The sequence below is a fragment of the Saprospiraceae bacterium genome, assembly GCA_016714025.1.
Lineage (GTDB): Bacteria > Bacteroidota > Bacteroidia > Chitinophagales > Saprospiraceae > Vicinibacter.
In genome coordinates, this window is sequence record JADJOB010000002.1 from 1,254,848 (window position 1) to 1,269,741 (window position 14,894).

13 protein-coding genes are annotated in these 14,894 nt (G+C 36.6%); 10 read left to right on the plus strand and 3 right to left on the minus strand.

Features of this window, described 5'->3' with window-relative positions; translation table 11 throughout:
• Window positions 1-21 precede the first annotated feature (21 nt).
• The 3 genes from IPJ80_08240 to IPJ80_08250 all read left to right on the plus strand — a co-directional run bounded on the left by IPJ80_08240 (window position 22) and on the right by IPJ80_08250 (window position 7,234).
• On the plus strand, window positions 22-2,124 hold the full coding sequence (locus IPJ80_08240; protein MBK7913475.1) for an OmpA family protein: 2,103 nt from the start codon (window positions 22-24) through the stop codon (window positions 2,122-2,124).
• A 456-nt stretch (window positions 2,125-2,580) separates the two neighbouring features.
• Window positions 2,581-5,754 carry a SusC/RagA family TonB-linked outer membrane protein gene (locus tag IPJ80_08245; protein ID MBK7913476.1) on the plus strand — a complete coding sequence of 1,058 codons (3,174 nt, stop codon included), beginning with the start codon at window positions 2,581-2,583 and terminating at the stop codon, window positions 5,752-5,754.
• 19 nt (window positions 5,755-5,773) lie between these two features.
• A complete protein-coding gene (locus IPJ80_08250; protein ID MBK7913477.1) occupies window positions 5,774-7,234 on the plus strand; it encodes a RagB/SusD family nutrient uptake outer membrane protein in 1,461 nt (486 codons plus the stop codon).
• Window positions 7,235-7,256: 22 nt separating this feature from the next.
• Here the strand turns inward: IPJ80_08250 and IPJ80_08255 are convergent, their stop codons facing one another.
• Window positions 7,257-7,673, minus strand: a complete 417-nt coding sequence (locus tag IPJ80_08255; protein ID MBK7913478.1) for an SET domain-containing protein-lysine N-methyltransferase — start codon at window positions 7,671-7,673, stop codon at window positions 7,257-7,259.
• A 54-nt stretch (window positions 7,674-7,727) separates the two neighbouring features.
• Here IPJ80_08255 and IPJ80_08260 point away from each other — a divergent pair, with 54 nt between their 5' ends.
• A complete protein-coding gene (locus tag IPJ80_08260) occupies window positions 7,728-8,660 on the plus strand; it encodes a ribose-phosphate pyrophosphokinase (protein ID MBK7913479.1) in 933 nt (310 codons plus the stop codon).
• Between the two features lie 73 nt (window positions 8,661-8,733).
• Here the strand turns inward: IPJ80_08260 and IPJ80_08265 are convergent, their stop codons facing one another.
• Window positions 8,734-9,099: a four helix bundle protein gene (locus IPJ80_08265; protein MBK7913480.1), complete on the minus strand. Its 366-nt coding sequence runs from the start codon at window positions 9,097-9,099 to the stop codon at window positions 8,734-8,736.
• Window positions 9,100-9,408: 309 nt separating this feature from the next.
• On the opposite strand from IPJ80_08265, the gene IPJ80_08270 reads away from it, so the two are divergent.
• The 5 genes from IPJ80_08270 (at window position 9,409) to obgE (ending at window position 13,219) form a co-directional block, all read left to right on the plus strand.
• Window positions 9,409-10,077, plus strand: a complete 669-nt coding sequence (locus IPJ80_08270; GenBank protein MBK7913481.1) for a 50S ribosomal protein L25 — start codon at window positions 9,409-9,411, stop codon at window positions 10,075-10,077.
• 73 nt (window positions 10,078-10,150) lie between these two features.
• A complete protein-coding gene (locus IPJ80_08275) occupies window positions 10,151-10,927 on the plus strand; it encodes an amidohydrolase (protein MBK7913482.1) in 777 nt (258 codons plus the stop codon).
• A 122-nt stretch (window positions 10,928-11,049) separates the two neighbouring features.
• The gene (locus IPJ80_08280; protein MBK7913483.1) at window positions 11,050-11,601 is read left to right on the plus strand and encodes a C40 family peptidase; all 552 of its coding nucleotides are present in this window, start codon (window positions 11,050-11,052) and stop codon (window positions 11,599-11,601) included.
• A gap of 32 nt (window positions 11,602-11,633) precedes the next feature.
• Window positions 11,634-12,212 carry an adenylate kinase gene (locus tag IPJ80_08285; GenBank protein ID MBK7913484.1) on the plus strand — a complete coding sequence of 193 codons (579 nt, stop codon included), beginning with the start codon at window positions 11,634-11,636 and terminating at the stop codon, window positions 12,210-12,212.
• 5 nt (window positions 12,213-12,217) lie between these two features.
• Window positions 12,218-13,219 (plus strand): GTPase ObgE, encoded by a 1,002-nt coding sequence (obgE, locus tag IPJ80_08290; GenBank protein MBK7913485.1) that lies wholly within the window; start codon window positions 12,218-12,220, stop codon window positions 13,217-13,219.
• Window positions 13,220-13,225: 6 nt separating this feature from the next.
• Here obgE and IPJ80_08295 read toward each other — a convergent pair whose 3' ends face one another.
• Entirely contained in the window at window positions 13,226-13,792 is a 567-nt protein-coding gene (locus IPJ80_08295) for a CvpA family protein (GenBank protein MBK7913486.1), read from the minus strand.
• 150 nt (window positions 13,793-13,942) lie between these two features.
• Here IPJ80_08295 and IPJ80_08300 point away from each other — a divergent pair, with 150 nt between their 5' ends.
• Window positions 13,943-14,893, plus strand: coding sequence for a hypothetical protein (locus IPJ80_08300; protein MBK7913487.1), 951 nt, complete (start codon window positions 13,943-13,945; stop codon window positions 14,891-14,893).
• Window position 14,894: the final 1 nt, after the last annotated feature.

The window sequence follows — 14,894 nt, forward strand, 5'->3', positions numbered from 1 at the left end:
TATAGTTTATAATCGAAACCTATGAATCCAGTTAAAATATATTTCAGTTTAATTGTTTGTGGTCTGCTGTGGGCTGTCAATCCATCCTATGCACAACCTGCAACCGGAAATACAAAAGATGCATTAATTAAATCCGGTGATGAGCAAATTGAGAAAGGGCAGTATTATAGAGCATTGGAACAATATGAGAAAGCATATAAAAATGCAAAGGAAAAAGATATTGCCGTTAAAATAGCTTATGCCCATTTTGTTTTGAGAGATTATGCAAAAGCTTGTAATTGGTATAATCGGGTGCTTGCACGTGATAAAACAAATAAGTATTTTGAATCTCGTTATCACTATGGACGTGCATTAAAAATGAATGCATCTTATACAGAAGCTTCGGAAGAATTTAAAAAGTATATTGAATCTGGCACAGATGAGAATTTGAAAATGCTAGCTCAAAATGAATTAAAAGGGATCGAGTTATTGGCAAGCCTAAAAGAAGATCTAAGCCTGGAAGTTAAAAACGCAGGAAATGTCATTAACACACCTGAAAACCAAAACGGCCCCGTAATGGATAATACGGGAGTATTGTATTTTAGTTCATTGGAAGGAAAGACAGCTAAAGCATCTGCAAAAGATGCAAAATCCGGAGGAGAAGGCAAAGAAAGTAAAGATGAAAAGAAAGAAGAACCCAAAGAAGAATCTGATTTTTCATTAGTTTATAGCAGCAGTTTTACGGAAGGCAAAGGCTGGGATAAACCGGCTGCTTTAGGTGAATTAATCAATCGGGTGGGCTACCATACTGCCAATGTAAGTTTTTCAAAAGATGGCAATACAATGTATTTTACCCGAACGATCTCTGATGGCGGTCATATGGAAGAAAGTAAAGTGTATGTTTCAACACGGACTGCAACAGACTGGAGTCCTGCACTAGAAGTAAAAGGTGTCAATGGAGATTATCTGGTACGTCATCCTGTAGAAGGAGAATTGTACGGATCCAAAGTTTTAGTGTTTTCTGCCAATATACCGGGTGGCAAAGGCGGATTTGATTTATATTACTCTAATAAAATAAGTGATACCGAATTTTCAGCACCTGTAAGTTTGGCTAGTTTAAATACACCAGGAGATGATATATGCCCCTTTATGCACGAAGGCACCATGTTTTTTAGTTCAGATTATTGGCCAGGTCTGGGTGGATTTGATATTTTTAAAAGTAAATGGAATGGATCGGATTGGTCAACACCAGAAAACATGGGGCTTCCTGTAAATTCCAGTACGGATGATCTTTTTTATAAACTAAGTCCTTCCGGAGATCGCGCATATCTTACTTCCAATCGGCCCGATGCACAGTCCAAATCATTAAAAAGCAAAACCTGTTGTGATGATATTTATTTTATCAGCAAACGTAAACTGGTTATTGATTTAACTACAGTAGTAATTGATGAGAAGAAAAAACCAATTAAGGGAGCCACTGCCCAGCTGATCGAATTTACCGGCGGAAAAGAAGGTACTGCCCAATCTAAAACCAGTTCGGAATCCAATGAAATTTCTCATCTATTGGATAAAGACAAAGCCTATAAAGTGGTTGTTACAAAAGAAGGGTATTTTCCGGAAGAATTTTCGGTCAATACCGTAGGAATTGAAAAAGATCAAAGTATTAAAAAACAAGTCGTTTTAAGGGTAATGCCACCGGAATCCGATGTGGAAATCATTACCATCAATGAGCCTATCCGACTAAATAATATTTATTATGATTTTGATGATGATAAGATTTTACCAGATGCAGAGAAAGATTTAAAAGTGTTGAAGGACTTAATGGATAAATACCCGGATATGGTGATTGAATTGAGTTCGCACACCGATTCCAGAGGAGATGATGCGTACAATGAAAAATTATCACAGCGTCGGGCAAATTCTGCCAAGAAATTTTTATTGTCAAAAGGCATAGTTTCATCCCGGATTGTTGCCAAAGGATACGGTGAAGAAAAAATATTAAATCAATGTACCAATGGGGAAGATTGTACAGAAGAAGAACATCGGTTCAACAGACGTTCAGAATTTAAAATTATAGCTGGTCCAACCAGTATAGAAATTAAAAAAGAAGTATTAAATAAGAAATCTAAACCTGCTAAGAAGTAGTACAGATATATCTCGTTCACAATTTCAACAACAGCCTCAGCAATTCATTTTGTTGGGGCTGCGTTTTTAAAATCTGCAATAAACCAAACTCATATTAAACTTTTTTATCAATAGTTATGGGTATTTCATCAATAAAAGAAGTCGGTTAACTAAATAATATGTGGATTGGTGTAATTTTTATTAAATTCTTAGAAAGTTAGCAATAATTTTGTTGGCGTTTAATACTGTAAGTATGATACAATTATTAATCCAAAATGGACTTTAGCATTTGTTAGAAATCAAAAAGAACTATAAGAGGACCAAGAGCGGACAAGAAATTTATGTGATGGTGTAATAATAACCTTAACGAGTGTGAATTTCAAATGGCTTAGGGACTTTAAAAGAATTTTAGCTTGTAACAGAATGCTTTTAGCAATTCAGAAATAAATTATAACTGCCGATTTAATTTTATACATTATGATTTTTATTAATAAATCAACTTCATTCCTTCTGACTTTATTTTTTGCTTTTAACTGCATAATTAGTTTAAATTTAAAAGCACAAGATATTCAGCTGAAGGGCATAGTCAGAGATGCTAAAAATAATGCCAATCTTGAAGCTGTGACCATTTTAGTCAAAGGTACAACTTCAGGCTGCACAAGTAATTCATTAGGAGAGTTTAGCTTATTGGTTGAAAATAAATTTCCTTTAATCCTTATTGTCCAATTTATAGGTTATGAAAAACAAGAAATAAGTATTCGTGATGCGGAACCTGTTTTAATATTCTTGCAGGAGAATAAAACTGAATTGGAGGAAGTTTTGGTGGTAAGTGGTTATACACAACAAAAGAAATCTGAATTTTCTGGTGCTGTATCCAGTATTGGAACAAAGCAATTGGAATGCAGACCTGCAGTAAGTTTTGATCAATTGTTGGGAGGGCAAGCTCCGGGAATTGATGTCATTCAGCCAAGCAATATATTGAATAATACGCCTGTTATGCGCGTTAGAGGAATAAATACCATTACTTCAGGTTTATTTCCACTTGTAGTGGTCGATGGAGTTCCGGTATTTGTGGGTTCTATTGGAGGATTAATAGGGAATAACCCTTTATCAGATATCAATGCCAATGATATACAATCTATAGATGTATTAAAAGATGCATCTGCAGCAGCAATATATGGATCACGTGCTGCCAATGGCGTCATGGTCATCACAACAAAAAAAGGGAAGAAGGGTAGGGTTAAAATGAATTATGATACCTGGTTGAGTCGCAGCACTCCATACAATTTACCGGAGTTATTAAATGCGGAAGATTATGTAATGATTAAGAATGAAGCAATGGTTAACTCAGGTCGTGCTCCCGGATATGCATTGATGTATAACCAAGACAGCAGCATTGTGAATACAAATTGGTATGATGTAGCTTACAGACCGGGAATTTCCCATTATCATAACTTCAGTGTTTCAGGAGCTAATAATTCAACCAGTTATTATTTTTCTGCTGGGTATACAAATCAAAATAGTTTTATAAAATACAATAATTTCGAAAGATATACTACCAGACTAAACATAGAAAACAATTTGAATGAATTCCTAAAATTAGGAGCAAATTTATCTTATAGCAATTCATTGAATACGGGTCCAAATACAGGAGCCGTTTCAAGTAATACCTTATCTTCCTCTTCTTATAATTCGGAATATATTACCAACGAACCATTAGGCCGTATGACTTACGTTCTGCCACCTAATGTGCCTGTTTACAGACTAGATGGATCTTACAGCATTCAAAATGGGGTCAGTGTAGGTTACGGCAATAACAATCCGAGTACCATTGGAACAATAAATGCTTATAATTTAGCAATGGTTCAAAAATTAGATGTCAATACTTCAGAGAATAATGCTTTTATTGGAAATGTATACGGCGAAGTAAAATTATGGAACAATCTTTTATTCCGTTCTAGTTATGGAATTAATAATCTTCAATTAGAAAATAAATCTTTTTTAAATCCAATCCATGGCGGTGGTGCATCTGCTAATGGAGTAGCAACCAACTCCATTGGTAAATTTTACAGATTTGATTGGGTCAATACATTGGCTTATCAGTTTAATATTGGTTTGAAGAATAACTTTAATATCTTGTTGGGAAATGAAAGAATTAAAACAACTATAAATGGCTGGGGTTCTCAACGAAGCAATATAACCGATCCGGATTATAAGAACTATCAGGGAGGATTTGTAAACAGTGCACCTATAGCTAATATATTGACAGAAAACGCTTTACTGTCTTACTTTTCAAACATCAACTATAATTTTAATAAGCGGTATTTCCTCAGTTTCAATTTAAGAAGAGATGGCTTGTCTGCATTAGCTAAAGGAAATAAATATGGAAACTTTGGGGGCGTTTCTGTTGGATGGGATATACATAAAGAAGCTTTTTATAGATCCTTGGGAATTCAGAATGTATTAAACAGTTTTAAAATTAGATTCAGTTATGGTTTGGTAGGTAACAGTGAAATTGGAGACTACCCCGCAATTGGTGCTTATACCTCTTCTACGTATGGTGGATTTCCGACTTTAATTTATGCTCAAGCAGGCAATCCAAATCTAAAGTGGGAACGAAGTACAAAATTAAATGTAGGTTTTAATTTTGATATATTCAGTGGGAGGATGCATGTCGAATTTGATTTTTATAAAAATTTAATGGAAGATCTTATATTAAAAGCACCACAAGCTCCATCGGCGGGTATTCCAGGAAATTTTATCAATGCCAATGCAGGGAGTATGTTTAATAAAGGAATTGAGTTGGCAATAAGCGGTACTATTATAAAAGCAAACAAATGGGAATGGATTGTCAGTGCAAATTTTTCAACTTTAAAAAACAAAGTAACTTCTCTAGTGAGTGATGTATATGTGCCCAGTATCTTCGGGGTGCAAAACATGACTCGTGTTGGATATTCGATAGGATCTATTTTTGCTGTTCCTACTATTGGTGTCAATCCGGATAATGGATTGATGATATTTTTAAATAGCGAAGGGAAACAAGTTCAGTATAATCATGTGGGATCACCCCGGTGGACTTATCTTGATGGGACACCTGCTCCTGCAATCGATAATTATAAAGATGGAGTTATTCAAGGACCTTCATTACCAAAATATTTTGGAGGTATCAATAATACGATTAGCTATAAAAAATTGGATTTGAGTGTAAACATAACTTATGTAGGAGGTAATAAATTATATAATGGCACCAGAGCAACCAATTCAGATCAGCGTTATTTTAACAATGGAACATTTATTAAAGATCGTTGGACCAAGCCAGGGCAAATTACTGAGATTCAAAAATTGTATTACGGAGATAATGTTTCAGCAGGATTTTCATTTTCTGCAACATCAAAAGTTGAAAAGGGTGATTATATTAAATTGAAAAACATTGTTTTGGGATTTACATTTTTAGAAAATAATCGATACACAAGGGGTAAAATATCATCGGCCCGCATGTATTTCCAGGCAGGAAATGTATTTACACTTACCAAATACAGGGGCTCTGATCCTGAAGTATCTATTAATGGAAATTCGATTCATTCTGGAAAGGATCAAAACATTCCACCGAATGCACAGACTTTGACTATTGGTTTAAATGTTGGATTTTAAATTTATTAAAATGAATTTTATGCAGCTTAATTATTTCAAATTTATTAAGAAATTGATTTTTATTTTTCCTATAGTATTTAGTTCTTGTGAAGGAGATTTTTTGGATACAAGTCCAAATACCAGTATTGATCAGGCAAACGCTTTTAGTACTCCGGAAAAAATTTTAGCACAGGTAAATGGTTTATATGGACAATTGCAAAACCAGAATTTATATGGAGGTCGTTTTATTGTATTTAACGAACAACGAGGAGATGAATTTGGTCAAAACGATGGGAATGCTGCAACGGGATCTGCAGTTTGGAATCAAAACGTTGCCTCAACTAATGAATACATTAATAATGTCTGGGCTGTAGCCTATTCCACAATAAATGCTGCAAATATTTTAATTAAGCAATTGACGCAAACTCAAATCATTTCAGATAGTTTGAGCAAGCATTATATTGCAGAAGCGAAATTTGTTAGAGCATTGAGTTTTTTATGTTTAGTTCAAACATATGCTAAGCCTTTTAACCTGGATAAAACCGCCTTAGGAGTTCCCATCAGATTGCAAGCTATTACTTCAGAAGGGTATAATGATTTAGCAAGAAGCTCGGTGGAAGAGGTTTATAAACAAATTCTGCTTGATCTGGATGAGGCTGAAAAAGATTTACCACTTTCATACAATACTCCTTTACTAAATGTTGCCAGGGCCCACAAAAGTTCAGCAATCGCTTTAAAAACAAGGGTATTTTTAAATCAATCCGATTTCCAACGACTCGTATTAGAGGCAAGTAAATTGGTTTCCAATACGGTTCCATTTCAATACATTGCGCCGGGAATTAGTCATTCGTTGGAACCATTCGTAACAAATTTGTATACGGGATCCTATGTAGGTTCTGAAGCAATTTTTAGCATTCCATTTGCAAATTCAAATACGGAAACACCTGCTTCCCAGTATTCATTAGCCTATAATTATTTAGGGCAACCAATTATATTTTTGGCCAGCGCTGGAATTGTCAGTGATTCAGCTTTTATAAATGCAGAGGATGGACGTAGCAAATTGGTTGGTATAAATCAGGCAAAACTTAAAGTGTTAAAGAAATTTGCAATTACAACGGCTCCATTTAGAGATTATGTGCCCGTTGTACGCTATGCTGAGGTATTGCTAAATTATGCAGAAGCAGCAGCTCAACTCGGAGATTTAAATTTGGCTTTTAATTTACTTCAATCGGTAAGGCATCGCTCCAATCCAAATTTTCAGTTTTCAGCAGATGTTGCCAGTTCAAAGGAAAATTTAGTCAGTGCTATTTTAAGAGAACGTAGAATTGAATTTTTAGGGGAAGGATTAAGGTTGCAGGATTTGCAAAGGCTTGTTAAACCATTGCCCGCAAAAACCGGAAGCATCGGAACCGCTCCAGAAGTATTGCCAAATGCTAAAAACTATATTTGGCCAATACCCAGTGCTGAATTGTCAACAAATAAATTGTGTTTACCAAATTAATGCATCCGAGAAAAATAAAGAATTAAGCAGGTTTAATTCGTTTGACTCGTTTTCCTGTTTTATCAAACCACAATTCGTCTTTGCAATCCGGATCACCATGATAATTGAAGGTGATTTCTTTTCCGGCAGGGATATCCTTTAATGCAAATACTTCGATTGAATCGCTGGCTACATCAAACACATATTCTGCATTGGGTTTGTAAGAGTGATTGTACAGAGAACCATATCCCAAGGCAATGGCTGCTTCTTCGTCGTGATCTCCCCAGACAAAGTAATAATCGTGTAATTCAGTTTCATGGATAATGTCAACTTCATCCGGTGGAATCCGAATTACAGGACAGACTTCAATTATGGAGCCGGAACTGATATCATCCGCGCTGAATACGCCACGTCCTTTATTTCGGACTTTTGCGACATAGAGACCCGGTATTCTTTGCATGGTTTTAGCTTTGCCTGCAAAAGTATTAGCTTTGCCCTTGTTTTTATATTTTTTATGCAAGACGTTAAATTATTTTCAGGTACTTCTTCCCATTATCTTGCGGAAAGTATCGCCGATTATTACGGGTATTCATTAGGTAAATTGGATCTCCAGCGGTTTAGCGATGGAGAAATGCAACCAGTTATCAATGAGTCTGTGCGAGGCATGTTCGTATTTTTTATCCAATCAACCCATGCCCCTTCAGAAAATTTATTTGAATTGTTGTTGATGATTGATGCAGCCAAACGGGCCAGTGCCAATTATATCTCAGCAGTAATCCCTTATTTTGGGTATGCCCGTCAAGATCGCAAGGATAAACCCCGGGTACCGATTTCTGCCAAACTAGTCGCAAATTTATTGCAGGCTGCCGGAGCCAATCGCATCATGACCATGGATTTACATGCAGATCAGATTCAGGGATTTTTTGACATTCCGGTAGATCACCTAAAATCTGAAGCCATTTTTATGCCTTACCTGGAAGGCAATCTTAATAATAATGTTGTTTTTGCCTGTGCGGATGTAGGAGGAGTAAAGCGGGCCAGAGCCTATTCCAAACATTTTGGGCGCGACCTGGTAATATGTGATAAATACCGTAAAAAAGCCAATGAGGTCGAAGGAATCACCGTAATAGGTGACGTTAAAGACCGGGAAGTAATCCTAATTGATGATATTGTAGATACCGCCGGCACGCTTGGTAAAGCTGCACAGGCGTTGATTGATAAAGGGGCTGTTAAAATCAGATCCATTTGCACCCACGCCGTATTATCTGGTAAAGCAATTGAAACCATCGAAGCATCCCGAATTGATGAAATGATCGTCACCGATTCAATTCCGCTCAAAAAACAGAGTCCGAAAATTAAAGTCCTGAGTTCAGCAAAATTGTTTGCAAAAGCCATTCGAAATACTCACGAACATCGATCCATTGAGGCTTTGTTTGTGGATAAATAGTTTAAAAATGCTGCAATGCTGCAATGGTATAATGCTGCAATGAAAGTAAACTGCAATGCTATAAATAAATCGCTTAAGTTTCTTTAATTGATGTCTTGCTTCTTGGCTGTTTAGAAGTTGAAATAATTTTGGCAAGCAGTCGGATGAGTTCACTGACCTTATTTTGTAATGAAGTTGGATCTGGATAATTTGTACTTAATTGACAAATTGCTAACCAATAAGATGTTTCATCAGCCTCTTTCATCGCGATCACCATTTTAGAAATAAAATCAGCTCTACTATGTGGGTTCTGTGCCTCTCGAACATTGGCTCCAATTGAAGTTCCGGATTTTAATAATTGATTTGCAATTATAAATTTTTTATCCTTTTCCAACAATTCACAATAAGCCACAATTTTTAATGCAAAATCAAAGCTTAAATCTAATATAGGATTCTTCATAGGGTGTAAGTCAAAATTAGGTAAATCATGCTGATTTCAAAAAAGTTTTAGAACAATTTTATTGATTTTAAGTGATGTAATTTCATTTTTAATTTAATAATTGAGGCAACATCAATCCTTCAATTTATAAATTCATTAACAACATTTGAAATCCATTTTATTTGATTCAAGGTTTATTCTCCTCTCAAAAATGGGTTTGCAAACCCATTTTAGAGAACCAATTGAAAAACATTGGAACATAGTAGCATTGTAGAATTGCAGAATTTATCTTAACTTTGCGCTCCCTTTTGGGAAATTAATGTATAGAATATGGAAACAGTAGTTTTAAATGCCAGTCCGAGAACCGCTTATGGTAAAGCAGCTTCAAAAGGCGAAAGAGATAAAGGTTTGATTCCCTGTGTTTTATACTCAAAAGGGGAGAATATTACCTTTAATGCCAATCCAACTGAGTTAAGACCTTTGTTGTATTCTCCGGATTTTAAAGTAGCTGATATCCATTTAAATGGGCAGGTTCACCGCTGTATTTTGAAAGATGTTCAGGCTCACCCGGTAACGGACAGTATCATTCACCTTGATTTTTTAAAATTGGTGAAGGGAACTACTGTTAAAGTTCAGGTGCCTTTGAAATTGATGGGTTCTGCTGTCGGTGTAAAATCAGGAGGAAAGCTGATTCAAAGAATGCGTACCATATTGGTAAAAGCTAAATCTGAAAATATTGTACCAGAAGTTACGCTTGATGTAACAAAATTGGATTTGGGTCAGACGATGAGAGTAAAAGACATTAATCTTGTTGCTGGGGTTGAAATTTTAAATCCAGCAAGTACACCCGTTGTAGGAGTTGAAATACCAAGAGCACTTAAGAGTGCTGCTGCTGAAACTGCGGCTCCTGCAAAAGCTGCTGCACCAGCCAAAGCCTCAGCTCCTGCTAAAGCGGCCGCTCCTGCTGCTGCCAAACCAGCTGGTCCAGCTAAGAAATAAGGAATCTAATTAAAGAAATGTAAACAAAGCCGGGTCTTGATCCGGCTTTTGTATTTTTGACAAAATCCTTGTCATGTCTAATTTAAGAATCAGCCTCTGTCAAACAGATTGTTTCTGGCAAGATGCATCTGCCAACAGAAATCATCTTGAAAAAAAAATAGAGACATTAAATTCTTCGACAACAGATCTCATCATATTGCCGGAAATGTTTTCGACGGGTTTTTCGATGGAATCAGAAAAATTGGCTGAATCGATGACAGGACCAAGTATCGGGTGGATGCAGAATCTATCAAATCAATTAAACCTGGCCTTGACCGGAAGTTTGATAATTGAAGAAATGGGCCAATTTTACAATCGCCTGGTTTGGCTTGAAGCCGGTATATCAAGTCCTAAAATTTATGATAAAAAGCATCTCTTTAGTTTAGCCAATGAGCACAAGCACTATCGCCCTGGTACACAAAAATTAATTCTTGAATACAAATCCTGGAAAATAGCCTTGTTTATCTGCTATGACCTTCGATTTCCAGTTTGGTCGCGAAATGTGGAGGGAGTGGATTTAATGATTTATGTAGCCAATTGGCCTAATAAGAGAAGTTTAGCCTGGAAAAGTCTGTTACCGGCGCGCGCTATAGAGAATCAGTGCTATGTAGCAGGAGTCAATCGGATCGGAATGGATGCTAATCAAATCTTCTATTCAGGAGATTCTGCCGTGTACGATTTTGAAGGAAGGCAAATTATGGATCTTGGTAGCCAGGATGCAATTCAAACCATTGAATTAAGCCAACATGAATTGCAGGTTTATAAACGAGCTTACCCATTTTTGAAGGATGCCGACAAATTTCATATTTAAAAGGGGGATTTTCCGGTTCGTTTAGGTCATCCAAAGCATTTAATTAAATTAATGTATTACAAATTATTGTAATACATTAATTATTCGTATTTTGGCGTTTACATTAAATACCTCGGGTATTTATGAAAACTACGACCCAAATACCGATCCTATTAAAATGGGCAGTGTGGAGCTGCTTTATATTGCTTTTTGGTCAATGCCAGCCAGCGCGTCCGTCATTACAAGCGTATCGCCTGAACAAATCCGGGCATGTAGACGAGGAACAATTACGGACTGAATTGGTATCCTTTGCCAGATCGTTTATTGGCTGCAAATATAAAAGAGCCGGAAAAGATAAATCGGGGTTTGATTGTAGTGGATTTGTAAAATATGTATTCAATGAATACCAGATTCAAATGGCGGCTAGTGCACACGAACAAGCCCTGAATGTAAGCGCTACCCGGACAGATGAAGCCTTAAAAGGAGATCTCGTCTTCTTTAGCAATCAGAATAAAATCGTCCATGTTGGAATCATCACTGATAACAAAAAAGACCGGCTTATGGTCATTCACAGTACATCATCCAAAGGAGTTATAGAAGAAAATATACTTAAATCTGATTATTGGATCCGCCGAATGCATAAAGTATGCAGTTTAAATAACTATCTCCATCAGGCCGCTGTTTCGCTTAAATGAGCTTATTGTATCTTTGCGGCTCAAAATTTTTTATGATTCAATTTATTTTGTTTGGACCTCCAGGTTCTGGAAAAGGAACCCAGGCTGCCAAATTAGCAGACAAATACGATTTATACCATATTTCAACGGGTGATTTGTTCCGTTCTGAAACTGCAAATAAAACCGCTTTGGGCCTCAAAGCATTGGAATTTATGAGTCAGGGTCAATTGGTTCCTGATGAAATTACCATTGGAATGCTTAAAAACAAAATGAGTTCATTGCAACAAGTCAGTGGCTTTATTTATGATGGCTTCCCACGCACCAGTCCGCAGGCAGATGCCTTGGATTGCTTATTGGAGGAATCCAACCAGTCTATTGATTTACTATTATCCTTACAGGTGCCTGAAGATGAAATTGTGAAGCGCATTTTAAACAGAGGGAAGACATCGGGCAGACCGGACGATAATGATGAAGCAATTATCCGAAAACGGATCCAAGTTTATTTAGATGAGACGTCTATAGTTTTTGAGCATTATGCTAAAACAGGAAAGTCAAAACATATCAACGGAATGGGTACTATTGATGAAATTTTTGAAAGATTATGCCATGAATTGGATCAAATCTGTAAATAACCCTAATGGCCGAACAAAACTTTGTTGATTATGTGAAAATCTTTTTTCGATCTGGAAAAGGAGGGGCTGGATCTGTTCATTTTTTTCGCAGTAAACACAATCCGAAAGGGGGACCTGACGGAGGGAATGGTGGTCGTGGAGGAAACGTGGTCTTGAAAGGAAATGCTCAACTTTGGACCTTATTGCATTTAAAATACAGAAAACACATTTTTGCTTCTGACGGGGTGAATGGCGGTGAGAACAATTGCACCGGTGCAGATGGAGAAAGTGCCATCGTAGAGGTTCCTTTAGGTACTGTGGCCATCAATCCCGATACCGGCGAAAAATTATTGGAAGTAACTGAGCATGATGAAGAGAAAGTGCTGATTCCCGGTGGTCGGGGTGGAATGGGTAATACCTTTTTTAAATCTGCCACACATCAAGCACCTGATTATGCACAACCAGGAGAAGCTGCTCAGGAGGGCTGGATTGTTTTGGAATTAAAACTATTGGCTGATGTCGGACTGGTAGGCTTTCCAAATGCTGGCAAATCAACTTTATTATCTGTTTTAAGTGCAGCCAAACCTAAGATTGCCGATTATGCCTTTACAACCATCGTTCCGAATCTTGGCATTGTATCGTATCGGGAAGGCAAATCTTTTGTTATGGCCGATATACCGGGTATCATTGAAAATGCACACCAGGGTAAAGGTCTGGGATTGCGATTCATAAGGCATATCGAACGCAACAGCGTTTTATTGTTTATGATTCCTTGTGATAGTCAGCATATCAAGCAAGATTATGAGGTTTTATTGAATGAGTTGGAACAATTCAATCCAGAATTGTTGGATAAGCCTCGACTGATTGCGATCACAAAAATGGATATTGTAGAACCAGAATGGAAGAATCTGATTCAGAAAGAAATTCCATCGGGCATTCCGCATGTTTTTATTTCAGCAGTTACCGGACAAGGTTTAGACGAATTAAAAGACCAGATTTGGCAAGAATTAAACCGCACAGAGCACTAAATCTGCTTACAACTCTTTTTTTGGATTTTGATTTTCTTTGGGTATTGATTGTTCGACCTGATTTAAGGCATCCTGAGTTTTTTGCCAGAACTCAGAAAACAGAGGTTTGCATTTATCAATAGCCCAACGGGATTTGGCGGGCATGGCTTCCAATAAGGGATAAGTAAAAGAGGCCGATTTATTTTCATCGGTCAAAAGTCTTAGTTTATTGGTAAAATAAATAACGGAACTAAACAAAGCCAATGCAATGAGGGCAGATGCAAGTCCGCCGGCTAATTGATTGATCAAATTGATGTGAGCCGTTTCGAGGACTCGCTCAAATCCACTGCCAGCCAATCTGATACAAACCATGACAATTAAAAAGGTAAAGACAAATCCAATCAAAATGCTCAATCTTGGATCTGTATGCATCATCCGTTCAACAATATTGATGGTTACAAATGAAAATTTAAGTGTAAACAAAACGGCAAAGAGAATACTCAAAATTCCAAATACAGATTTAATGATGCCTTTTGAATAGCCCATGTAGAAACTGGAACCAACTATAATCAAACAAAGAATATCAATCACCATAGCTTGTTATTAATTTGAAATGGACTGCAATATTCTAAAAAAATAGCAATTTCTGAAATTGATTTTTTCGAAGGGCCCTGGATTTAAAAATAGCAGTAGTTTTGTTTTAGTAATGATTTAAGGAGTATATGCTTTTTTTTAAAATGAAATATGATGTTGGTGTTTCGGATTAGCTTGATTTCATTGTTATTTTTTCTATTTAATTCATGTACAAAACATGAAAGCCTGGATTATCATGACTATATAAAAATTAGCGATAAAGAGTTGACAGGAATTTGGTTTACAGATTTAAATCAAGCGTTTGTGGTTGGTGGTACCACTTGGTCTGCAGGAATAACTGCAAGTACAAAAGATGCCTGGAAGAATTGGCAACTGGATTCACTTTCCGATAAAGAATTATTTTGTATTTCCGGTACTCCCAATGGTCAGGTTATCGGAATGGGAATTGAATTGTGGGCATATCATCTAAATGAAATTCCAATCCGTATTCAAAAATTAAAACATGTGGGTCCATTTCGCTTTGTTAGATCCATCGCTGCTTATAGCAATGAACTAGTAATGTCAGTCAATGCAAACGGGAATGGCAGTATTGAGCGATTTTCCATTTATGCCGATTCAACGCAAACCGTATTTGAAAGCCGACACGAACTAAATGCCATTTGTTACTTAGATAGTTTGAATTGGTTGGCTGGTGGCTATGGTTTGGTAGTTCATTCAAAAAATGGAGGAGAAAGCTGGGATACGCTGGATATTCAAGGCGATCAATTTGTAGATTTTTCAAAAACAGTTCATGGATCATTATTCATGTTAGGCGTCGCAGGAACAGTTTATAAAATAACAAACAATCCTCTTCGATTTGAAAAAATTCGTAAAGGTGGAGTCATAGGATCGCAAGCGCCATTGCATGCAATATGTTTCAAAGATGCAAATGAAGGAATGATTGCAGGTGAAAATGGATTTATACAAATTACCAGAAATTCAGGAGATGACTGGATTGTAGTAGATGATTTACCGGTATTTGATGTAAAGGATATTTTTTTTGATGGAACCATCTATTGGCTATGTGGCTCGGAAGGAACGATTATGTCCTTGAAAATTTAAA